This is a genomic window from Pandoraea morbifera (assembly GCF_902459575.1).
GTDB lineage: Bacteria > Pseudomonadota > Gammaproteobacteria > Burkholderiales > Burkholderiaceae > Pandoraea > Pandoraea morbifera.
The window spans coordinates 389,648-410,416 of the sequence record NZ_CABPSD010000003.1 but is presented as its reverse complement, the minus strand read 5'-3'; the positions used below and the strand labels follow the sequence as shown (position 1 = coordinate 410,416).

Annotated in this window: 20 protein-coding genes; 7 read left to right on the top strand and 13 right to left on the bottom strand. The window is 63.0% G+C overall.

From position 1 onward, the window contains the following. Nucleotides 1-265: 265 nt before the first annotated feature. On the top strand, nt 266-721 hold the full coding sequence (locus PMO31116_RS07955; RefSeq protein WP_150566232.1) for a MarR family winged helix-turn-helix transcriptional regulator: 456 nt from the start codon (nt 266-268) through the stop codon (nt 719-721). A 78-nt stretch (nt 722-799) separates the two neighbouring features. Here PMO31116_RS07955 and PMO31116_RS07950 read toward each other — a convergent pair whose 3' ends face one another. Both PMO31116_RS07950 and PMO31116_RS07945 read right to left on the bottom strand, forming a co-directional pair. Beyond that, complete coding sequence (locus PMO31116_RS07950; RefSeq protein ID WP_150566231.1) at nt 800-1,747, bottom strand: DedA family protein/thiosulfate sulfurtransferase GlpE; 948 nt, start codon at nt 1,745-1,747, stop codon at nt 800-802. Nucleotides 1,748-1,893: 146 nt separating this feature from the next. After that, nucleotides 1,894-3,465, bottom strand: a complete 1,572-nt coding sequence (locus PMO31116_RS07945) for a DHA2 family efflux MFS transporter permease subunit (RefSeq protein WP_150566230.1) — start codon at nt 3,463-3,465, stop codon at nt 1,894-1,896. Between the two features lie 428 nt (nt 3,466-3,893). On the opposite strand from PMO31116_RS07945, the gene PMO31116_RS07940 reads away from it, so the two are divergent. Next, the gene (locus tag PMO31116_RS07940; RefSeq protein WP_150566229.1) at nt 3,894-4,688 is read left to right on the top strand and encodes an MHYT domain-containing protein; all 795 of its coding nucleotides are present in this window, start codon (nt 3,894-3,896) and stop codon (nt 4,686-4,688) included. 102 nt (nt 4,689-4,790) lie between these two features. Here PMO31116_RS07940 and PMO31116_RS07935 read toward each other — a convergent pair whose 3' ends face one another. The 10 genes from PMO31116_RS07935 to rpmH form a co-directional block, all read right to left on the bottom strand. Next, nucleotides 4,791-5,006 carry a hypothetical protein gene (locus PMO31116_RS07935; RefSeq protein ID WP_023872669.1) on the bottom strand — a complete coding sequence of 72 codons (216 nt, stop codon included), beginning with the start codon at nt 5,004-5,006 and terminating at the stop codon, nt 4,791-4,793. A 56-nt stretch (nt 5,007-5,062) separates the two neighbouring features. Further along, nucleotides 5,063-5,647: an RNA 2',3'-cyclic phosphodiesterase gene (gene thpR / locus PMO31116_RS07930; RefSeq protein WP_150566228.1), complete on the bottom strand. Its 585-nt coding sequence runs from the start codon at nt 5,645-5,647 to the stop codon at nt 5,063-5,065. Between the two features lie 83 nt (nt 5,648-5,730). Continuing rightward, nucleotides 5,731-6,171 carry a hypothetical protein gene (locus PMO31116_RS07925; protein ID WP_150566227.1) on the bottom strand — a complete coding sequence of 147 codons (441 nt, stop codon included), beginning with the start codon at nt 6,169-6,171 and terminating at the stop codon, nt 5,731-5,733. Nucleotides 6,172-6,255: 84 nt separating this feature from the next. After that, nucleotides 6,256-6,855, bottom strand: coding sequence for a YMGG-like glycine zipper-containing protein (locus PMO31116_RS07920; RefSeq protein WP_246185189.1), 600 nt, complete (start codon nt 6,853-6,855; stop codon nt 6,256-6,258). A gap of 14 nt (nt 6,856-6,869) precedes the next feature. Next, a complete protein-coding gene (locus PMO31116_RS07915) occupies nt 6,870-7,223 on the bottom strand; it encodes a hypothetical protein (protein WP_150566226.1) in 354 nt (117 codons plus the stop codon). 202 nt (nt 7,224-7,425) lie between these two features. Next, a complete protein-coding gene (mnmE, locus tag PMO31116_RS07910; protein WP_150566225.1) occupies nt 7,426-8,820 on the bottom strand; it encodes a tRNA uridine-5-carboxymethylaminomethyl(34) synthesis GTPase MnmE in 1,395 nt (464 codons plus the stop codon). A gap of 104 nt (nt 8,821-8,924) precedes the next feature. After that, nucleotides 8,925-10,583, bottom strand: a complete 1,659-nt coding sequence (gene yidC / locus PMO31116_RS07905; RefSeq protein ID WP_150566224.1) for a membrane protein insertase YidC — start codon at nt 10,581-10,583, stop codon at nt 8,925-8,927. Between the two features lie 24 nt (nt 10,584-10,607). Then, complete coding sequence (yidD, locus tag PMO31116_RS07900) at nt 10,608-10,964, bottom strand: membrane protein insertion efficiency factor YidD (protein ID WP_023872673.1); 357 nt, start codon at nt 10,962-10,964, stop codon at nt 10,608-10,610. Between the two features lie 77 nt (nt 10,965-11,041). Further along, nucleotides 11,042-11,479, bottom strand: a complete 438-nt coding sequence (gene rnpA, locus PMO31116_RS07895) for a ribonuclease P protein component (protein WP_246185195.1) — start codon at nt 11,477-11,479, stop codon at nt 11,042-11,044. 61 nt (nt 11,480-11,540) lie between these two features. Further along, on the bottom strand, nt 11,541-11,675 hold the full coding sequence (gene rpmH / locus PMO31116_RS07890) for a 50S ribosomal protein L34 (protein WP_010806664.1): 135 nt from the start codon (nt 11,673-11,675) through the stop codon (nt 11,541-11,543). Between the two features lie 815 nt (nt 11,676-12,490). Here rpmH and dnaA point away from each other — a divergent pair. The 3 genes from dnaA to gyrB all read left to right on the top strand — a co-directional run bounded on the left by dnaA (nt 12,491) and on the right by gyrB (nt 18,025). Continuing rightward, nucleotides 12,491-14,023 carry a chromosomal replication initiator protein DnaA gene (gene dnaA / locus PMO31116_RS07885; RefSeq protein ID WP_150566222.1) on the top strand — a complete coding sequence of 511 codons (1,533 nt, stop codon included), beginning with the start codon at nt 12,491-12,493 and terminating at the stop codon, nt 14,021-14,023. A gap of 239 nt (nt 14,024-14,262) precedes the next feature. Then, nucleotides 14,263-15,369 carry a DNA polymerase III subunit beta gene (dnaN, locus tag PMO31116_RS07880; protein WP_023598268.1) on the top strand — a complete coding sequence of 369 codons (1,107 nt, stop codon included), beginning with the start codon at nt 14,263-14,265 and terminating at the stop codon, nt 15,367-15,369. A gap of 178 nt (nt 15,370-15,547) precedes the next feature. Next, entirely contained in the window at nt 15,548-18,025 is a 2,478-nt protein-coding gene (gene gyrB, locus PMO31116_RS07875) for a DNA topoisomerase (ATP-hydrolyzing) subunit B (RefSeq protein ID WP_023872675.1), read from the top strand. 335 nt (nt 18,026-18,360) lie between these two features. On the opposite strand, the gene PMO31116_RS07870 is transcribed toward gyrB, so the two are convergent. After that, a complete protein-coding gene (locus PMO31116_RS07870; RefSeq protein WP_150566221.1) occupies nt 18,361-19,212 on the bottom strand; it encodes a LysR family transcriptional regulator in 852 nt (283 codons plus the stop codon). A gap of 176 nt (nt 19,213-19,388) precedes the next feature. On the opposite strand from PMO31116_RS07870, the gene PMO31116_RS07865 reads away from it, so the two are divergent. Then, nucleotides 19,389-19,703 (top strand): EthD family reductase, encoded by a 315-nt coding sequence (locus PMO31116_RS07865; RefSeq protein WP_150566220.1) that lies wholly within the window; start codon nt 19,389-19,391, stop codon nt 19,701-19,703. 59 nt (nt 19,704-19,762) lie between these two features. Next, a complete protein-coding gene (locus PMO31116_RS07860; RefSeq protein ID WP_217424726.1) occupies nt 19,763-20,758 on the top strand; it encodes an alpha/beta hydrolase in 996 nt (331 codons plus the stop codon). The last annotated feature ends 11 nt before the right edge of the window (nt 20,759-20,769 follow it).

Sequence of the window (20,769 nt, the reverse complement as noted above, 5' to 3'; positions counted from 1 at the left end):
ACCGGCGGTCACAGCAACACGGTCCCGACGGGCCCCTGCGTGGCACGAGGTGATTTTGACGATCGACCTCGTCACGCACCGAATGGGAAGCAGGTGTCTTCCCACCTGCGGGCCCGCCCGGGGCAGTGAGGGCTGCGAGCGCCGCCAGGAACACGTTGTATGCGGCTTCTCGGCGGCCGGCCGCTGCCGGCTCGTACCTGGTCACATTCCACGCGGTGAAATAGAATGGCGCGCAATCGAAAAGGAATTGAGACGTCGTACCGGAATGACCGTTAGCAAAAAAGCCGCACAGAAATCCCCCGTGCGTCTGGAAGAGCAGTTGGGGTTCGCGTTGTACTCGGCGTCGCTTGCGATGACAAAGGCGCACAAGCCGATGCTCGACAGGCTGGGTCTGACCTACTCGCAGTATCTCGCGATGGTCGTGCTCTGGGAGCAGGACGACATCGCCGTCAATCAGTTGGGTGCACGCCTGGGACTCGACTCCGGAACGCTCACTCCGCTGCTGAAAAGGCTGGAAACCATGGGGCTCCTGACGCGTCGTCGCGGTGAAGCGGACGAGCGTCAGGTATTCATCGACCTCACGCCGCGCGGCGTGAATTTGCGTCGCGAGGCGCGTCAGGTACCTGCGCAGGTGCAGGCGGCCACCGGTCAATCCGATGCCCAGCAAAAGGTGTTGCGCACGTTGCTGCTGCAACTGCGTGACGCGCTGACCGACGCCTGAAACGCAAAACGCGCGCTGTCTTTCGGACAAGCGCGCGTCATTGAGTTGCGCGCAATGCATTGCGCAACCGACAATGTATCAATGCGCGGGAACCAGCATTTCCAGCCCGTCGATCTTCTCCACGGTGTAGCCTGCCTCGCGCCATGCGTCGAGGCCACCGAGCAGCGGCCGGACCTCGGCGAAGCCCTGCTGACGCAGTTGCTGTGCCAGGCGCGCGGCCGTCACCTCGTTCGGACAGGCGCAAAACACCACGATCCGGCGATCACGCGGAATATCGCGCAGTTTTTCGCCGATCTCGTCGGGCTCGATGGCGAGCGCCCCGGGAATCGTGAACGGATCGATGGCGCGGCGCGCGGCGGAACGCACGTCGATCACCACCGGCGTGACCTCGTCCTTCATCCAGGATTCCAGCGTGGCAACGCCAATGCGCGCCATGCGCAGCGAGCGCAGCAGCCGGTAGCGGTTGAGCCAGCGGTTGAGCAGGTACAGCACGAAGACAAGCACCACGAGCCACAGCACGCCGCGACCGAGCGTGTCGAAGGCGTCGAGCACCGCCACGATGTGCGACGCGAAGACCACGCCGAGCGCCACGGCGACGCCCGACCACAGCAGCGCGCCGATGGCGTCGTACAGCAAGAACGTGCGCCAGGACACGCCGAGCGCGCCGGCCATCGGCACCGACAGGGCCGAGAGGCCCGGCACGAAGCGCGCGAACATCAGCACGCGCACCCCGTGGCGGCCCATTGCCCCTTCCGTACGGCTCACGCAGGTGTCCGGCGAAATCGACAGGCGGCACATCAGACGCAGGATGTGATGACCATAACGCCGCCCGGCCAGAAACCAGAGGGTGTCGCCCAGCAGCGCCGCGAAGATGGCGAGCGCGACGATCAGCATCGCCGGGAAGAGCGATGTCGACGCCGTGACGATGAGCGTGGGATAGGCCGGCAGCGGCAGACCGAGCGCCTGCCCGAAGATGTTCAGAAAGACGAGCCAGAGTCCGTAGCGGGCGATCAGATCGAACAGCATGCCGACACCTGTTGCAAGAAGAGTGAGCGCAATCCGGCGCAATACGCCATGGTAGCGTCCGGGAGTGACAGCCAGAAGCCGGCAATCCAAAAAGTATTGTTGCTTTTCTGGAACGATCGCTGGCGCCCGGTCCCGCCGGCGCCGGGTCAGTGCCCCACGGCGGCCTTGGCGCCGCGCTTCGGCCGGGTCAGCCAGACCAGCGCCGCCATGACGAGAAACACGTAGCCGGACAGGTGGAAGATGTCATTCGTGGCCAGCCTGAAGGACTGGCGGGTGACCAGGTCGTTGAGCATGCCGAAGTCGGAACCATTCCCAAGGCCGAGTCCCTGGCGCAATTGGTCGAGGTAGCTCGTTGTCGCGCTCGAGTACGGTGTGATGTTCTCGGCCAGACGCGCGTGATGGAAAATGGCCCGGTCTTCCCACATCGTCGTGCTCACCGCGGTGCCGATGGCGCCCGAGAGCGTGCGGAAGAAGTTCGACAGGCCCGAGGCCGCGGCGAGCCGGTCGTCGGAAATGCTCGATAGCGTGATGGTCGTGACCGGCACGAAGAAGCAGGCGATGCCAATGCCCTGCACCAGCCGCGGCTCGATCACTTTCGCGAACGACAGATTCAGCGCGAAATGCGAATTCCAGAACGACACACCTGCGAACACGAAGAAAGCGAACGAGGCGACCGCGCGAAGATTGAGTCGCTCCATGTTCTGACCGATGATCGGGGACAGCACGAGCGCAAGCAGGCCGACAGGCGCGGTGGCCAGACCCGCCTTGCCTGCCGTGTAGTCCATCACCGTTTGCAGCCACAGGGGGAAGATGACCACCGAGGCGAAGAACGTCATGAACCCGAAGGAAATCACCACTACGCCCAGCGCGAAGTTGCGATCCCTGAACAACGTGAGGTCGACGATGGGCTTGTCGGACGTGAGCTCCCAGATGACCAGAAACGACAGGCAGATCGCCGCCGTGAGCGCGAGCGTGACGATCAGGCTGCTATTGAACCAGTCGCGATCCTTGCCGAGGTCGAGCATCATCTGCAGCGAGCCCACGCCGATGGCGAGCAGCGCGAGGCCGATCAGGTCGATTGGCAGCGTCTGCGTCCTGGTTTCGTGCCCGCGCAGCAGTATGAAACACGATATCGCCGAGAAGATGCCCACGGGCACATTGATGTAGAAGATCCACGGCCATGTGTAGTTGTCGGTGATCCATCCGCCGACCACGGGGCCGAAGATCGGTGCGACGATCACCGTCATTGCCCACAAACCGAGCGCAAGGCCGCGCTTCTTCTCCGGAAAGCTGCGCAGCAGGATGGTTTGGGAGAGCGGTACCATCGGGCCGGACACGAGACCCTGGAGCAGGCGGAAGAGGACGAGCGTCTCCATGTTCGGCGCCAGACCGCACAGCATCGATGCGACGGTAAAGGCCGCGACCGACATCACGAACAGCTTCGTCTCCCCCACACGCCGGGCCATCCAGCCCGTGAGCGGCACCGCAATGGCGGCAGCCACGGCGTAGGAGCTGATCACCCACGTGCCCTGACTGTTCGAGACTCCCACGCTGCCCGCAATGGTCGGCACCGCCACATTGGCGATGGACGTGTCGAGCACTTCCATGAATGTCCCCAGCGCGAGGCCGACCGTGAGCAGCGCCAGGCGCGCGCCGGTCAGCGGCGCCCCCTTCGGCGCGGGGGTGGCGGTGGAATTGACAGTGACCGCGTCGGTCATGTGAAACGTCTCCCTGAAATGACGGCCTGACCTCGCCGGGCCCGATCAGCATCCAATCCGGATGGTGCCGCAGTTCGGCACCCATGTGCGACGTAGGTTTGGAACCTTGGCTCTAAATGACGGTAGCGACGCTCGACGGTTCGCTATTGGCGCCGCGTGCTGCGGCAATCGTGCGTGGACCGGGCCCTTGCGCGAGGACGCGCTCGACGGGCGCGGGGTTGGTGCGGCGAATCGACTGCGTCTGGCGAATCGCAATCGGTTTTGCCCCTTGACGCCGACGGGCCGTCGAGATTGAATCGCCCTGACGCCCGACGTGCTCGATGCCACGTCGTTGTCCCCCTGGGCGTAGTCGTGCAGGCGCAAATAATAGATCGCTCGTCGTCGCCCCGCGGGGCCTTTCGACGGTAGCAAAATCACAGGACAAGCCCATGCAGCCAGGAAGCGTCGTTCCTCTTCAATACAGTGAGTTCCTCGTTCTGCTTTCGTTCGTGATATCGGCGTTGGGGGCGTATGTCGCCTTGGTGGCGGCATCGCGCATTCGCGATGACGACGGCGGCATCAGTCTCGGTTACCTGACCGTATCTGCGCTCGCGCTGGGGGGCATCGGCATTTGGGGCATGCACTTCATCGGCATGGCCGCGCAACGCATGCCGTTCCCCGTGTCGTATTCCATTTGGCCGACGCTCGGCAGTCTGGCGCTCGCGGTATTGGTCTCGGGGGCGGCGCTCTGGTATGTCGCCAGGGCGCCCTATCGCAACGCCATCCGGTGTGTGATCGCCGGCGTTGCCGGCGGGCTCGGCGTTGCCGGCATGCACTATCTCGGCATGAGCGCCGTGCGCACGCAGGCGTATTTCGAATGGGACACGACGCTCGTGGTGCTGTCGGTGCTCATCGCGATCGTGGCGGCCAGTGTGGCGCTTTGGCTGGCGTTTCACCTGGAGACGAGCCTGCAACGCGCGTTGGCGGCGCTGGTGATGGCGGTCGCCGTTTGTGGCATGCACTACACCGGCATGCGCGCGGGTACGATCATCTGCACGACACAGACGCGCGCGCAGGTCAGCATGCGACTGCACGGCGACACGTTGCCGTACGGGGTGTTTGCCATAGCCTGCGTCGTGTTGCTGGCCATGGCGGTGTTGCTCTATCGCACGTCTCGTAGGCGGCGTGAGCGGATGGCGGCGCGTCTCGACGCACTCATGCGCCAGCGCGCGGGGCCCGTCTGACGCCGTCGCGAAAGCGGCGGATATCGGAAAAGAAAAACGCCGGCCAGTCTCTCGACGGGTCGGCGTTTCGATATGCGGGCGCCTGACGGCGCGGCACGCGGTTCAATGCAGGATGGGACTGCCTCCCACAGGCATGACATCGCCCGTTTCGATCAGGTCGACGATGAAAAACGGTTCGGTGTTGAGCTCTTTCGATGCCCCGGGCTGTCCGGAGTACCAGCGCACCATCGCCATATCGCCCAACACACGGGTCACGATTCCCATGGCGCCTTGCGGTACTGCGATGTGATTGGATTTGACGATCGATCCGACTTGCACTTGAACCTCCTGCGAATGACGAAAAACCGAAGCGTTGGCGGTTGGCCGGCGCTTCGTCATCCGACTATACCGTATTGCGTTGCAGCCATTGACGATTTCTCGTCCGGCGCGGCCAAAAGGTCTTCCGGCGTCGCGCCGTGATGCTCGGCGAGGACACGGTAGTGCGGCCCGCGCGGCGTGCGCACGGAATGAACGAGCGCGTAGCCGTCGCAGTGCCAGAGGAGCGGACGCGGATGCGGGTCGGACGGCGCGCGCCGGGCATGGCGCAGCAGTGTCACGTGCGGGCGGAACGCTTGCGTGAGCACGCGAGCCCCGGTGGCGCCCCATTGCGAGAGCAGCGCATCGCGTGTCGCGAGGAGGCTGTCCGGCACCGCTGCCGCCCCGGCCCACACGATCTTTCGATCGGACCAGAAGCTGAGATGATCGAGGGTAAGCGTGAATGGGGTGAGCGGCGTGCGCTGCATGAGCGCCAGAAGCACCGGCAGACGGGCCGGATCCACTTCGTCGAGAAAGGCCAGCGTGAGGTGCAGGGTTTGGGCGCGCAGCACGCGTCCGCCGCATTCGGCGTGCGCCGACACGGCCCATTCGTGAAGCTGCGCGCGTACGCCCGGCCCAGGCCACAGGGCGAGGAAGAGTCGCATGAGAACACCAGGGATCGGAACCTGCTGATGATTCTCATAGTAGACGCGCGTCCGGACGAATGCCAGCCGCGCGCTCGGCGCGATCAGTTCGTGGAGATGCCGGGCGTAATGCCGCGACGACCGCGACGGGGCGATTCGGCCGGCTTGTCTTCGGGCTTGGCCTGCACCGGCGGGTGCATGATGCTGTTCCAGTTGTTCTGGATCGCCGTGTCGGTCATGTCGCGCGAGACGGCGCGCGAGATGTCGGCACCCGGGTTGATCGCCTGGGCCGGCGCGACGCCCGCTGCGGCGCCGTTGGCCGTGCCTGCGCTCGACGGGGCCGCGTTGCTCTGCGCGTGGGCCCGCGGCGCGAACGCGATCGAAGCGACAACCGCTGCGAGAGCGACGGCAAGCATGCGCCATGACGGCTTGCGCAGCGACGACGTTTGCACGGGGAGTGTCGCGACCGAGGTGCGGGAGGTGCGTGATTGGCGCGATGCGGACGAAACGGGCGAAGCGAGCAGTACGGGTGAATGGCGGGCCATTGGGTGTCTCGGATGAGGCGACGCGAATTCGCCGGCGCCGGCCCGTCGCGGGGCCAGCGTCGGCGTCACGCCTTATGTGTGGAATCAGTACCCGGGCGGCGGCCGCCATCCCGGAGGTGGAGGCGGTGGCGGCGCGTAGCGTTGCACGGGCTGCGAAGGCATCATGTCCCCGCGAACGGGCACGCGGTTGCCGCTCGCGTACATGCACTGGACGTAGGCCTGATCATAGCGGCTTTGCGTCAGGTATGCAGACGACTGCGCGTTGCCCATGCCGACGGCGCTGCCGGTGAGCAGGCCGGCACCGGCGCCGATGGCGGCCCCCGAGCCGCCACCGAATGCGGCGCCGGCAGCGGCGCCGATGGCCGTCCCGATCACGGCGCTGCCGATCGCGCTGTTGTTGGCGGCGGTTGCCGCATCCATGCCGCCATTCTGGCCGGACGCGAACTGGCGGCAATTGAAGTCGTCGCGCCGGAACTGGTCGAAGGTCTTGTTGGTGCCCGGCAGCGCCATGACGCTCGGACCGGTGGGCACGACGGCGCAGCCCGCGAGCGCGGCGGCGGCAAGTGTCACGGCGAGTGGCGCGAGGCGGCGCCACACTCGCGTCGAGTGTTCGGTGCGACGCGTGCGCGCGGGTACCGACGATGGCGACACGCGCGCATCGCGAGCGAGAGAATCAAAGGACATGGCGCGTCTCCCGATCAGTTCGACGCCGGTTGCGCGGGCACTTCGCGCCATCCGGCCGGACACGTTTTCACATACGGGTAATAGGCGCCCGCCTTGTCGCAGTAGTACCAGGTGTCGCCATTGGCGCCGGTGAGATTGCCTTGTGCGCCGGGTTGCGGCTGCTCGATGTACTGCTGCGGCTGACTCGGCACGACGACGACCGGCGGCGCGTAGTACGACGGCGGCGGGTAATAGGGATAGCTGTAGGGATAGGGGTAATAGCCGGGACCGACCCAGACACCCACGCGGCCATGCCAGGCAAAGGCGCTGCTGCTCGCGGCGGCAGCGGCCACGGCGACCAGGCCGAGGACAACAGGAAGACGTTTCACGACACGGACCTCGAAGAACGAACGCCGAACGCGGTGGATTCCGCATCGCAGGTGCGCGTCGCGAACTTGAGGCTTGCGACCTCTCGCGACGCGATACCGCTCAGGTGTTCATGCTCCCGAGTCTAGGCGCGACGGCCTTCCCGGGCAATTACGACACGTGTCGGAAGTGTTTCAAAGCATTACGCTTTTCGTGTGTCGGGTGTTATTTCCCGATACAAAACCGGCTGAAAATCACGCCGAGCAGATCGTCGGAAGTGAACTCGCCGGTGATGGTGCTGAGCTGTTCCTGCGCAAGACGCAGCTCCTCCGCGAAGAGATCGAGCGCATTCGCGTTGCGACGCGCGTGCGCGTCCGCCATCTCGATGTGTTCGCGCGCGGCGCGCAGAGCCGACAGGTGACGTTCGCGGGCCAGAAATACGCCTTCGTTGCCTGCCTGCCATCCGGCAATCCGCAACAACTCCGCGCGGAGCAGATCGATCCCCTGCCCGCCCTTGGCCGACAGCCGCACGCCGAGCGGCGCCGCGCCTTCCTTGGGCAGCACCGTCGCCGGTTCCCCCGCGAGATCCGTCTTGTTGTAGACCCGCACGATCGGCACGTGCTTCGGCAACTGCTTCGCGATCGTCTCGTCGTCCGGCGTCATGCCGGTACGCGTGTCGAGCAGATGCAGCACGGCGTCCGCCTTCGCGATCTCACTCCAGCTGCGCGCGATGCCGATGCGTTCAACCTCGTCTTCGGTCTCGCGCAGCCCGGCCGTGTCGATGATGTGCAGCGGAATGCCGTCGATCTGGATCGTCTGCTGCACCTTGTCACGCGTGGTGCCGGCGATCGGCGTGACGATGGCCAGTTCCGCGCCGGCCAACGCATTGAGCAACGATGACTTGCCGACGTTGGGCTGCCCCGCCAGCACCACGTTGATGCCCTCGCGCAGCAACGCCCCCTGGCGCGCCTGTGAGAGCACCTGCGCCAGTTGCGCTCGAATTCGTTCGAGTTGACCGAACGCGTCGGCCGCCTCCAGAAAATCGATCTCCTCTTCCGGAAAGTCGAGCGTCGCTTCCACCAGCATGCGCAAATGAATCACCTGATCCACCAGTGCATGAATCTCACGCGAGAACGCGCCGTCGAGCGAGCGGCTTGCCGAGCGCGCCGCGGCCTCGGTACTCGCTTCGATCAGATCGGCCACCGCTTCGGCCTGCGCCAGATCGAGCTTGTCGTTCAGAAACGCGCGGTGCGTGAATTCGCCCGGCTCCGCCAGCCGCACGCCAAGCTCGGCGCCCTCGTCGAGGCAACGCTGCAGCAGCAATTGCAGGACGATGGGACCGCCGTGGCCCTGCAGCTCCAGCACGTCTTCGCCCGTGTACGAATTCGGCCCCGGGAAGTACAACGCGATGCCGCGATCGAGCGCCTCGCCGTTGGCGTCGAGAAAAGGCAGGTACGACGCATGGCGCGGCTTGAGCGGCTGCCCGACCAGGCGCGCGATCACGCGTTGCACCGCGTCGCCGCGATGCTTGCCGAACGACACGCGCACCACGCCGATCCCTCCGCGTCCGGGGGCGGTGGCAATGGCGGCGACAGGAACGGCGGAGACGGAGGCGCTCATGAACGGATTCGTGGAAAAGCAGAGGCTTATTTTGACATGCACCAAACAAAACCGCCCGCGAGAGACTCGCGGGCGGCATCGTCAGACGGTCCGGACGCGAAGCGTCAGGAGGTCGCCTTCTTTTCCTTCTTGGTGCCGAGCATTCGGTTGATCGACCATTGCTGCGCGATCGACAACGTGTTGTTCACCACGTAGTACAGCACCAGACCCGAGGGCAGGAAGAGGAACATGACCGAGAAGATCAGCGGCATGAACATCATCATCTTGGCTTGCATCGGATCCGGCGGCGTCGGGTTCAGCCTGGTCTGGATGAACATCGACACGGCCATCAGCACGGGCAGGATGTAATACGGATCCTGCGTCGACAGATCGTGAATCCAGCCCAGCCACGGCGCGCCGCGCATTTCCACCGACGACAGCAGCACCCAGTACAGCGCGATGAACACCGGAATCTGGATCACGATCGGGATACAGCCGCCGAACGGATTGACCTTCTCGGTCTTGTACAGCTCCATGAGCGCCGCGTTCATCTTCTGCGGATCGCTCTTGTAGCGCTCGCGCAGCGCCTGCATGCGCGGCGTGATTTCCTTCATGCGCGCCATCGACTTGTAGCTGGCGGCCGAGAGCGGGAAGAAGATCAGCTTGATGATCACCGTCACCGCGATGATCGCCCAACCCCAGTTGCCCAGCAGCCCATGCAGCTTCGAGAGCAGCCAGAACAGCGGCTTGGCAAGGATCGTGAAGTAACCGTAGTCCTTGGTGAGCTCCAGGCCCGGCGCGATCTGCTCGAGCATGTGCTCTTCCTGCGGACCGGCGAACAGACGGGCATCCACCGTTTCGGTGCCACCGGCAGGAATGCTCGCGAGCGGCTGCTTCACACCGACACGATACAGGCCGTTGTCGAGCTTGCCGATGTAGTTGTCGCGCTCGGCGCCCTCCTTCGGAATCCAGGCCGTGGCAAAGTAGTGCTGCACCATGCCGATCCAGCCGTCGCTCGACTGCTTGATGTACTTGGCCTTGTCCTTGTCGATGTCGCTGAACGTGATCTTCTGGAACTTCTCGTCGCTGCTGTAGACCGCGGGACCGGTGAACGTGTGCGAGAACTTCGCGCCGCTGATCTCGCGGCCGTCACGCACCAGCTCCATGTACAGCGTGGGCTTGATGGCGGCATCGGTCTTGTTGACGATCGTGTTCGACACGTCGATCACATAGCTGCCGCGGTGGAACGTGTATGCACGTACCAGCTGCAGACCGCCCTTGACCGGCGACTCGAACTTCACCGTCAGGGTGTCGCCCGTCATCGTGGTCGGACCCGGCACCTGCGTGAAGATGTCGTTGTGGTTCGGGAAGTCGCCGCCGATCAGGCCCGTGCGCGCAAAGTACTGCTGGCTCGGCGTGTTGTCGAACAGCACGACGTGCTTGTCGGCTTCCTCGGCGTCGGGCCACTTGGTGAGCGCGAGGAACGACAGCGTGCCGCCCTGCGTGCTGATGTCGGCCTCGTAGACGTCGGTCGTGATGCGCACCTTTTGAGCGGTGGCAGCGGCCGGCGCGTTGCCCGGGGCGCTACCCGCGGCGGCGCCGGCGTTGGCGCCTTGCGGCAGGTCGTTGGCCGGCGTCTTGTTCGTGCCTGTGGCGGCCGGGGTCGAAACCTCGGGCGTCGGGAAGAACAGCGACGAATGGCCATTGGCGCGTTGCCAGTTGTCGAAAAGCATCACGACAGACAGCGCGAAAATGACCCAGAGTACGGTGCGTTTGATGTCCATGCGGTAACTCGTGGTGGACGAAACTCAGGAATGGCCCGGCGCGCGGCGCGTAACTGCCGAAGCGGCCGCGGGCCCGGTCGAGACCGTCCGCTTCGCCCGCGACGCATCGCTTCCGGCGACCGTATCGGCGCCTTCGGCAGGAGAGTCGGGAACGTTGCAGACGTGTCGTGCCGGCGGTACGGGATCGAAACCACCGGGGTGAAACGGATGACAGCGGCATAGACGCCGGGCCGCGAGATAAGTGCCGTAACCGGCACCATGCTCGATGATGGCCTCGCGTGCGTAGTCGGAGCAGCTCGGATGAAAGCGGCAACGGTTCCCCAGCCAGGGACTGATCGCCAGCTTGTAACCGCGCAGGAGCAACAACAGCACGCTTCGCATCTCGATTCCGCCTGTCAGTCCGGCCGAGAGGCCGGGTGGCGGCGCATGCCCGGGAGTCGGGCGCTACCGTATGAGGACTAACTACCTTCCGTCTTGTCGCCGGTCGGGCGGTGCCTGCGGGCGGCCTTTTCAGCAGCTTCGAAGAGCTGCGTGAATTCCGCGTGACACAGTGTGTTCAACACTGGCGCCGCAGCTGCGGTGTACGTCCCCTTGTCGAAACGCCGGGTCAATCGCAGCACGAAATCCCAGCCCGCCAGAGCGGCGCGACGCTGACGGAACATCTCGCGCGCCTGACGCTTGATCAGGTTGCGAGTGACCGCGCGGGGCGCATGCTTCTTGCCGACGACAATGCCGATGCGGCCCTCTTGAGGCGTGGCATCGGCGGGGGTGTCCGGCGCGCTGTCGCGCCGGCGCATGTACAACACGAAGTGCGCGCTGCGACGCAGGGGGCGCAAACTAAAAACGGATGAGAACTCATCCGTTTTGAGAAGTCGCGCAGCTTTGGGAAACCCCAGCGCCGGGACTTCGCGCCTTGCGGATTTGACGCGCAAACCGCGGTACGACCGAGATCCGCGATTAAACGGCCAGGCGCTTACGGCCCTTGGCGCGACGAGCGGCGATGACCTTGCGGCCGCCACGGGTCTTCATGCGAACCAGGAAGCCATGGGTGCGCTTGCGGCGCGTCACGGAAGGCTGAAAAGTACGTTTCATGATGCACTCACTGTGTGAAAAAATTCCCGCGCAGCAGCATCGTGAAACGCCACATGAGCACCGTGAAAACCTGCAAATTCAAGGACTTTCACGCTCGGCCCAGCCGTCGGGAGTTGGATAGGAATCCGGTTGTCTTTCTAACGAACCCGCTATTTAATCGGCTTTTCCGTTGTGTGTCAATAGGTTAGCCATCACGGAAGATGCGCGTGCGCACTATCGGTGCCTGGGTTGTCGCAGACGCGCCATCCGGCCGTCCCGAGGCTGTGGATAATGGCAGGAAAGTGACCGAGCATCTTTTTCTGCCGGTGGATAAATGCTGTTCGGGGAAGATATTCACGCGCTCGCGGCAAAACGACGTCGTTGCCCCGCAAATGCGCAGCAGTCGCGCGAGACCAGGCCAGTTAACGCGGCAAGGCCGCCCGGAGATGCCGGTGCTGTGGGCATTCCTGTGGATAACTCGCTTTGCCGACGCTTTGGCGTTAAAATCCCCCATCAATTTTTTACCCAGCAGAGTACCGGTGATGCCGCCATGTGGATAGCGCGCCGGGTTTTGTCGTTTGCGCGCGCCGAGGCCGGCCGCCCGCGCGAGACAGGGCCCGAACGCAGCGCCATGGTCCAGGATTGCCGGTTGTCTGCATTGCGCCGCCGGTCCGACACGACCTGGCCGGTGACCCGTCGGAATGACGCATCTAGACGGGCTCGCCGGCTTGGTTCTGGCCGTTCTGCCCCCATATCCAATGTTACGGATGGTGGATGGCGAGAGCGCCGGAGGAAGCCTTCGGACAAGCCCCGCGCCACCCTGGATAACACGCTGCATGAACGACTTCTGGCAACACTGCGCGACACGTCTCGAACAAGAGCTGACGCCCCAGCAATTCCGCACCTGGATCAAACCGCTGGCGCCGCTCGACTTCGACGAACAGGCGCGCACGCTCAAGATCGGCGCGCCCAACCGCTTCAAGCTGGACTGGGTGAAGAGCCAATTCTCGGGGCGGATCCAGAGCATGGCGTCGGACTACTGGAATGGACCGATCGAGGTGACGTTCGTCCTGGATCCCAAGGCGGGCGTGCGTGTTCCCTCGTCGACGCCCGCGCCGGCGCCCGCACCGATTCCGGCCACGCCGGCCGTGCCCGCCGGCGTGGCGCGCCAGAGTCCGGCCGCGGCCGCCGCGCAAACGGCGGTGGCGGGTGCGCATGCGGCCGACGTGGCATCCCTCGACGGTGAGCGTCCGGATCTGGAAGCCAGCGAAGCCGAGGCGGTGCGCCGCAACTGGCGCGTCACGCCGCAGGAGCCCGCGCAAATCAGCGAGGCCGAGTCGATCTACGAGCGTTCCAAGCTCAACCCGGTGCTCACGTTCGACAACTTCGTGACGGGCAAGTCGAACCAGTTGGCCCGCGCGGCGGCGATTCAGGTCGCGAACAATCCGGGCACGTCGTATAACCCGCTGTTCCTGTATGGCGGCGTCGGCCTGGGCAAGACCCACCTGATCCATGCCATCGGCAACCAGTTGCTGGCCGAGAAGCAGAATCCGCGAATCCGGTACATCCACGCCGAGCAGTACGTGTCCGACGTGGTCAAGGCATACCAGCGCAAGGCGTTCGACGAGTTCAAACGCTACTACCATTCGCTTGATCTGCTGCTGATCGACGATATTCAGTTCTTCTCCGGCAAGAGCCGCACGCAGGAAGAATTCTTCTACGCGTTCGAGGCGCTGATCGCGAATCGTGCGCAGGTGATCATCACGAGCGATACGTATCCGAAGGAAATCACCGGGATTGACGACCGTCTGATTTCGCGTTTCGATTCGGGCCTCACCGTGGCCATCGAACCACCCGAGCTCGAAATGCGCGTGGCGATTTTGATCAAGAAGGCACAGGCCGAGGGCGTGGGCTTGTCGGAGGACGTGGCGTTCTTCGTGGGCAAGCACCTGCGCTCCAACGTGCGCGAACTGGAAGGCGCGTTGCGCAAGATCCTGGCGTACTCGAAGTTCCACGGCCGGGAAATCACGATCGAGCTGACCAAGGAAGCGCTGAAAGATCTGCTGACGGTTCAGAATCGTCAGATTTCCGTCGAGAACATTCAAAAGACGGTGGCCGATTTTTACAATATCAAGGTCGCCGACATGTATTCGAAAAAGCGGCCTGCCAATATTGCGCGACCGCGTCAGATTGCGATGTACCTGGCGAAGGAGCTCACCCAGAAGAGCCTGCCGGAAATTGGCGAGCTGTTCGGCGGACGCGACCACACGACGGTGCTGCATGCGGTACGCAAGATTGCGGAAGAGCGAGGCAAGGATGCGCAGCTCAATCACGAGCTGCACGTGCTGGAGCAGACGCTCAAGGGGTAAACCGGTGCGTCCGGGGGAGCGCGAGGCGGGGTTGCCGGCGTCCCTGTGGATAAGCTGGGGGTGGTTTGGGGGGAACTGGTGTTTTCGGGCACAATAGCGGATCGGCGCACAACGCGTCCCCGGCTCGTCCACAGTGTTTTCCGCCCTGTTATCCCATCTGCAAGCGATTGATAGATAAGGGAATCTTCGGGTTTTCGGCCGCAACCGGCACCCGTTAACAGTTACTACGAAGGATAAATATGCAATTGGTCAAAACTCAACGAGACAATCTGCTGCGGCCGCTGCAAATTGTGAGTGGCATCGTCGAGCGTCGCCACACGTTGCCGATTCTGGCCAATTTGCTTATTCGCAAGCACGGGCAGGACATTTCGTTCCTGTCGACCGACCTCGAGTTGCAGATCACCACCACTGCCGACTGCGGCGCCGGCGCCGACGATGTGGCGACGACCGTGGCGGCGCGCAAGCTGCTCGACATTCTGCGCAACATGCCGGATGCCGAAGTGGCGTTGTCGCTGTCGGACAAGCGTCTGACGGTGCAGGCGGGCAAGAGCCGTTTCCAGTTGCAGACGCTGGCTGCGGAAGACTTCCCGACGGTGGCCGAGGCGAAGGATTACGCCGCGAGCTTTGCGCTGCCGCAGCGGGCATTCCGTCAACTGCTTGGCATGGTGCACTTCGCGATGGCGCAGCAGGACATCCGTTACTACCTGAACGGCATGCTGCTCGTGGTCGAAGGCGAGAAGATCGAGGCGGTCGCCACGGACGGTCACCGTCTGGCGTACTGCAACACGACGATCGCGGGCGAGAAGTTCGCGCGTCAGGAAGTCATCATTCCGCGCAAGACGATTCTCGAGTTGCAGCGTCTGCTCGAGGACATCGACGATCCGGTGCAGATCGACGTGGCGCCGAGCCAGGTGAAGTTCCGTTTTGCGAACGTCGAGCTGGTGTCGAAGCTGGTCGAGGGCAAGTTCCCGGACTTCAACCGCGTGATCCCGAAGGGGTACAACAAGAGTTTCGTCATCAGCCGTGAAGAGCTGCATCGCTCGTTGCAGCGTGCGGCGATCGTGACGTCGGACAAGTTCAAGGGGGTTCGCTTCCTCGTGAGCGAGAACCTGCTGAAGATCAGCGCGAACAACACCGAGAACGAAGAAGCGCAGGAAGAAATCGAGATCGATTACACGGGCGAATCGGTCGATATCGGTTTTAACGTTACGTATCTGCTCGATGTGCTGTCGAATCTCAAGGTCGAGCAGGTGAAGGTGAGCCTTGGCGACGCCAATTCGAGCGCGCTGATCACCTTGCCGGACAACGACGAATTCAAGTACGTCGTGATGCCGATGCGCATTTGAGCGGAGTTTCCGCCATACGCGCCGTCACATGCGCGAAGGGGCCGAGCGCCCCTTTGGCGTTTCTAGAGAATTATCCTTTTGCGGGATAAGCCGACTTCGTGGCGCCACAAGCGCACGGAGACGACAGGTCATGAAGCAGTAATTCGTCAGTTAATGACGCAGTAACCGGAAGATTGTCATGAGCGAACAGCAAAAGCAGGCCGAAAGCGGCTATGGTGCAGCCTCCATCCAGATCCTCGAGGGTCTGGAGGCTGTGCGCAAGCGTCCCGGCATGTACATTGGCGACACGTCGGACGGCACGGGCCTGCATCACCTGGTATTCGAGGTGCTGGACAACTCGATCGACGAGGCGCTTGCCGGTTACTGCGATGACATCCACGTAACCATTCACGCGGACAATTCCATTTCCGTGACGGACAATGGTCGCGGCATTCCCACGGGCATCAAGTTCGACGACAAGCACGAGCCGAAGCGTAGTGCGGCGGAAATCGTGATGACCGAGCTGCATGCCGGCGGCAAATTCGACCAGAACAGCTACAAGGTGTCGGGCGGTCTGCACGGCGTGGGCGTGTCGTGCGTGAACGCGCTGTCGTCGTATCTGAAGCTCACCGTGCGTCGCGATGGCAAGAAGCACTTCATGGAATTTCACCGTGGGGTGCCGCAGAATCGCGAGATCGAGGTGGTCGACGGCGTCGAGACGTCGCCGCTGAAGGTGTTGGGCGATACCGACAAGCGCGGCACGGAAGTGCACTTCCTTGCTGACGAAACGATCTTCGGCAATGTCGAGTTCCACTACGACATTCTCGCCAAGCGGATGCGCGAGCTGTCGTTCCTGAACAATGGCGTTCGGATTCGTCTGACGGATCTGCGCACGGGCAAGGAAGACGATTTTGCGTTTGGCGGTGGCGTGAAGGGTTTCGTCGAGTACATCAACAAGTCGAAGACGGTGCTGCATCCGACGGTGTTTCATGTGATGGGCGAACGCGACGGTATTGGCGTGGAAGTCGCCATGCAGTGGAACGACAGCTACAACGAGACGGTGCTGTGCTTCACGAACAACATTCCGCAGCGCGATGGCGGCACTCACCTCACGGGGTTGCGCGCGGCCATGACGCGTGTGATCAACAAGTACATCGTCGAGAGCGAGATGGCCAAGAAGGCCAAGGTCGAGACGACGGGCGACGACATGCGCGAGGGTTTGACGTGCGTGCTGTCGGTGAAGGTGCCGGAGCCGAAGTTCTCGTCGCAGACGAAGGACAAGCTGGTGTCGTCGGAAGTGCGTGCGCCGGTGGAGGAATACGTGGCGAAGGCGTTGGAGGATTTCCTTCAGGAAACGCCGAACGACGCCAAGATCATTTGTTCGAAGATCGTCGAAGCCGCGCGCGCGCGGGATGCGGCGCGCAAGGCGCGTGAGATGACGCGTCGCAAGGGCGTGCTTGACGGCGTGGGTCTGCCGGGCAAGCTGGCGGATTGCCAGGAGAAGGATCCGGCGCTGTGCGAGATTTACGTGGTCGAGGGCGACTCGGCGGGTGGCTCGGCGAAGCAGGGTCGCGATCGCAAGTTCCAGGCGATTCTGCCGTTGCGTGGCAAGGTGCTGAACGTTGAGAAGGCGCGTTTCGACAAGCTGATTTCGAGCGAGCAGATCGTGACGCTCATCACGGCGCTTGGTTGCGGCATCGGCAAGGACGACTACAACATCGACAAGCTGCGTTATCACCGGATCATCATCATGACCGATGCCGACGTGGATGGTGCGCACATTCGCACGCTGCTGCTGACGTTCTTCTATCGTCAGGTGCCTGAGCTGATCGAACGCGGTTACGTCTACATTGCGCAGCCGCCGCTGTACAAGGTCAAGCACAACAAGGACGAGCGTTACATCAAGGACGAAGGCGAGTTGGCGCAGTACATGCTGAAGCTGGCGATGAACAATGCCGAGCTGACGCCGTCGACGGGCGCCGCGCCGATTTCGGGCGATGCGCTGGGCGAGTTGACGCGCAGTTATCAGTTGGCCGACAGCGTCATTGAGCGATTGAGCCGGCTGTATGAGGCGTCGGTGCTGACGGCGGTGACCGAAGGCGTGGAGATCAATCTCGACAACGAGGAAGCGGCGAAGCAATCGGCGCTGGCGTTGGAGGCTGCGTTGAGCGACGATCCGCTGGCGCCGGAGATCACGATCACGGCGGTGATGGAAGACGTCGAGAATGCGGATCCGGTGGCGGCGCTGCGTGTGGAGCGTCGGCATCACGGCAACGTGAAGTTGAGCATGATCACGCAGGACTTCCTGCAGTCGGCGGACTACGCGCAGTTGCAGAAGACGGCCGAGACGTTCAAGGGGCTGATTGGCGAGGGTGCGACGATCCGGCGCGGGGAGCGTTCGCAGCCGGTGTCGAACTTCAAGACGGCGATGAAGTGGCTGATGGCCGATGCCGAGAGCAAGGTCTCGAAGCAGCGCTACAAGGGGCTGGGCGAGATGAATGCGGAGCAGTTGTGGGAAACCACGATGGACCCGACGGTCCGCCGCCTGCTGCGCGTGCAGATCGAAGACGCGATCGCTGCCGACGGCATCTTCACCACGCTCATGGGCGACGACGTCGAACCGCGCCGCGCATTCATCGAAACGAACGCGCTGCGGGCCGGGAATATTGATGTTTGAGTTTTTTGTGCGGTCGTAGGGCGCCAGAGTAAGTGCGACTGGCGCCACAGTTTTGCGACTGGGAGAAGGCGTTTCTGCGATCAGCCTATCGGGGCATAAAGGTGGTGCGACGAAGTGGCTGGACCGGAAGCGAATTCCGGGCTGGAATCGCGTCGGGACGTTAGCACTCCGATGCCCTCATGTGCCACCGGGTTCGCAATGCAACGGTCGGGCAAGCGATCCTTCCCTGCTTCACTAAATGACAAGGGCTTACAGACGAATCGTCTGTAAGCCCTTTGTGTTTCCAGACCTCGTGCGACTGCTGTGCCTTGTATCGGAGATCTCGCACTCGTCTACTAATCAGCCAGGTGTCTGATCACGATATCCACGAACGCGCGGAGACGATGTAGCCGCCGGAGATCGCGGTGGTAACCCATCCATATTTCACGACTCGGTGGCCCTTCGCTCAAATCGAGCCTGCGAATCGTACCGACCTGATCTCCGACAGGTCGCGGCAATACAGCAATGCCCAAACCTATCCCACACATCTGGGCCTGGACATTACGGTTGTTCGACTGCAATACAACGCCAGCGTTTGGAAACCGATTCTTTAGCCATTCGATATCAGGAAAGCTACCGGTCGACGTGTCCATTGCGATCAAACGGTTCCCCGTGCCGTCACCTTCCACCGGATCGGCGCTCGCGTGACCCACGTAGACGCCATATCGCATCTGCGTCAACCGTCTTTGCACGATATCGGGCCCTTCGAACGGAACGATACGAAAAGCAATGTCCGCCTCGCGCTGCGCGAGGTTGAACAGGCGCGTTCCCGTAAGAACCTCGATCCCGACATGCGGATACTCGCGTGCGTATTCGGCAATCACCGGCGGCAGAACATAGGCGCCAAACCAGTCAGCCGACGACACCCTGAGCGTTCCTTCCAGCTGTTGCTGTTCACCAGCCAGCCGCCGCTCCATGGTCAGCGCACTGTCCTCCATCTGCTCGGCGAGTGGCAGGATCGCAGTCCCCTCCTCCGTCAGCACAAAGCCTTCCGCTGTTCGCTGAAAGAGCACTTGCCCCGTGGCTTCCTCCAGCGCGCGAAGCCGTCGTCCGATCGTCGGATGGCTGAGGTGCAACAGTCGTGCAGCTGCCCCCAATGTTCCAGTCCGCGCTATGGCAAGGAAGATCCGTACATCGCTCCACTCCATACTCGACACCCACAAAAATGAACGGGGAATGTTCAGTATATTGAATTGCCGAACAATAGTGAATGCGCGAAACTTCGATCCGTCCTGTGTCGAAGCGCCCTCGTCGCGAGCCTGCCTGATGCCCCAGGATTCCGGGCCGGCACTGCCCGGGAGAAATCGGAAAAAGGGAGATTGTCATGTCGCAACCTGCATCGCCGACTGTGTATGTCACCTACGAGGGTGCGCCAGGTGACCGTTTTGACCGGAGCTATTACGTCGAACGTCACCTGCCGCTCGTGATGCATGCATGGCAGCGCTACGGCCTTGAGAGCATCGCGGCGTTCTTTCCGCCGTCGACGCATGTCGGCACTCTTGTGATCTGCGAATGCCGATTTCGGGATGAAGCAGCCATCGCAACCGCGTTCGGGTCTCCGGAAACCCAGGAGGTCATGGCTGACGTCCGGAGCTTCACCGACCTTGCCCCGACACGCTTGCGCATCACGCCGCTCTGAGCGGGTCAATTCCATATCGGCGCCACGCGCCTCTCATCTGCAAACGCTGGAGAAAAATCTTGGCCTTCTGGAAAAATGCCGCCCCCCGCACCGTGCGCCGCGGCCATATGTGGATTGCGGGTGATCGCGTCGAACGAGCCGGAGAGACCTACCAATGCGGCCCGCTTTTCGTTGAGTGGGAGGCGCCGGAGCAGGTCACGCACCCCTGGCCGATTGTGCTTGTGCATGGGGGTGGCTATCAGGGAACCGAGTGGTTTGACACGCCGGATGGTCGTCCAGGTTGGGCACAACGTCTGGTGGAAGCGGGCTACGCGGTTCTCGCGGTCGATCGTCCTGGACACGGACGATCACCGTACCACGTCGAGACGATGGGGCCGATGGGGCCGGGGTTCTCCTATGAACACGGGCGCGATATCTACTTCCCGACAAAATATGAAGGTCAACACACCCAATGGCCTTTTGCCCAGGACGACGAGGTAGCGATGGACGCGTTCATTGCTGGCTATGGGCCGCTTCCCGCAGACCTCACGTTATCCGAGGACATGGACGCGGACCGGATCGCAAAGCTTCTGGACAGGATTGGCCCGGCGATTCTCCTGACACACTCAGCGTCGGGGCCGGTTGGTTGGCTTGTAGCAGACCGTCGGCCCGGGCTTGTCAAGGGGATCGTCGCCGTTGAGCCGATGGGCCCCCCGTTCGCTCATATTCCCAATATCGGGTCGCTGACGTGGGGCCTCGCGGCGGCGCCGCTGAACTGGGAGCCTCGCGTCGCCTCGCCAGAAGCGTTGCGCGCGGCCGCGCCTGGCAAACACCGCCTGCCTGCGCTGGCCGGGTTGCCGATCGTCGCCGTCACCGCTGAAGCCTCAGCCTTTGCCGCCGCCAGTCGACCCGCGGTTGAGCTACTGAAAGCGGCTGGCACCCGCGCAGAACTGATGCATCTTCCCGACCATGGTGTGTTCGGAAACGGCCACGGACTCATCTACGAGAAGAACTCGGATGACGCGCTGGTGCCAGTGTTGAACTGGCTTATCGAGAACACGGAAACACTCGACTGAGCGAGAGGAAT

Coding starts and splice junctions, on each gene's coding strand:
- thpR (WP_150566228.1), bottom strand. CDS start 5,647: ATGCGACTCTTCCTCGCCCTGTGGCCTGGGCCGGGCGTACGCGCGCAG.
- dnaA (WP_150566222.1), top strand. CDS start 12,491: ATGAACGACTTCTGGCAACACTGCGCGACACGTCTCGAACAAGAGCTG.
- PMO31116_RS07865 (WP_150566220.1), top strand. CDS start 19,389: ATGTCGCAACCTGCATCGCCGACTGTGTATGTCACCTACGAGGGTGCG.
- PMO31116_RS07955 (WP_150566232.1), top strand. CDS start 266: ATGACCGTTAGCAAAAAAGCCGCACAGAAATCCCCCGTGCGTCTGGAA.
- PMO31116_RS07945 (WP_150566230.1), bottom strand. CDS start 3,465: ATGACCGACGCGGTCACTGTCAATTCCACCGCCACCCCCGCGCCGAAG.
- PMO31116_RS07920 (WP_246185189.1), bottom strand. CDS start 6,855: ATGTCCTTTGATTCTCTCGCTCGCGATGCGCGCGTGTCGCCATCGTCG.
- PMO31116_RS07870 (WP_150566221.1), bottom strand. CDS start 19,212: ATGGAGTGGAGCGATGTACGGATCTTCCTTGCCATAGCGCGGACTGGA.
- dnaN (WP_023598268.1), top strand. CDS start 14,263: ATGCAATTGGTCAAAACTCAACGAGACAATCTGCTGCGGCCGCTGCAA.
- yidD (WP_023872673.1), bottom strand. CDS start 10,964: ATGCGAAGCGTGCTGTTGTTGCTCCTGCGCGGTTACAAGCTGGCGATC.
- PMO31116_RS07940 (WP_150566229.1), top strand. CDS start 3,894: ATGCAGCCAGGAAGCGTCGTTCCTCTTCAATACAGTGAGTTCCTCGTT.
- rpmH (WP_010806664.1), bottom strand. CDS start 11,675: ATGAAACGTACTTTTCAGCCTTCCGTGACGCGCCGCAAGCGCACCCAT.
- mnmE (WP_150566225.1), bottom strand. CDS start 8,820: ATGAGCGCCTCCGTCTCCGCCGTTCCTGTCGCCGCCATTGCCACCGCC.
- PMO31116_RS07950 (WP_150566231.1), bottom strand. CDS start 1,747: ATGCTGTTCGATCTGATCGCCCGCTACGGACTCTGGCTCGTCTTTCTG.
- yidC (WP_150566224.1), bottom strand. CDS start 10,583: ATGGACATCAAACGCACCGTACTCTGGGTCATTTTCGCGCTGTCTGTC.
- PMO31116_RS07925 (WP_150566227.1), bottom strand. CDS start 6,171: ATGGCCCGCCATTCACCCGTACTGCTCGCTTCGCCCGTTTCGTCCGCA.
- gyrB (WP_023872675.1), top strand. CDS start 15,548: ATGAGCGAACAGCAAAAGCAGGCCGAAAGCGGCTATGGTGCAGCCTCC.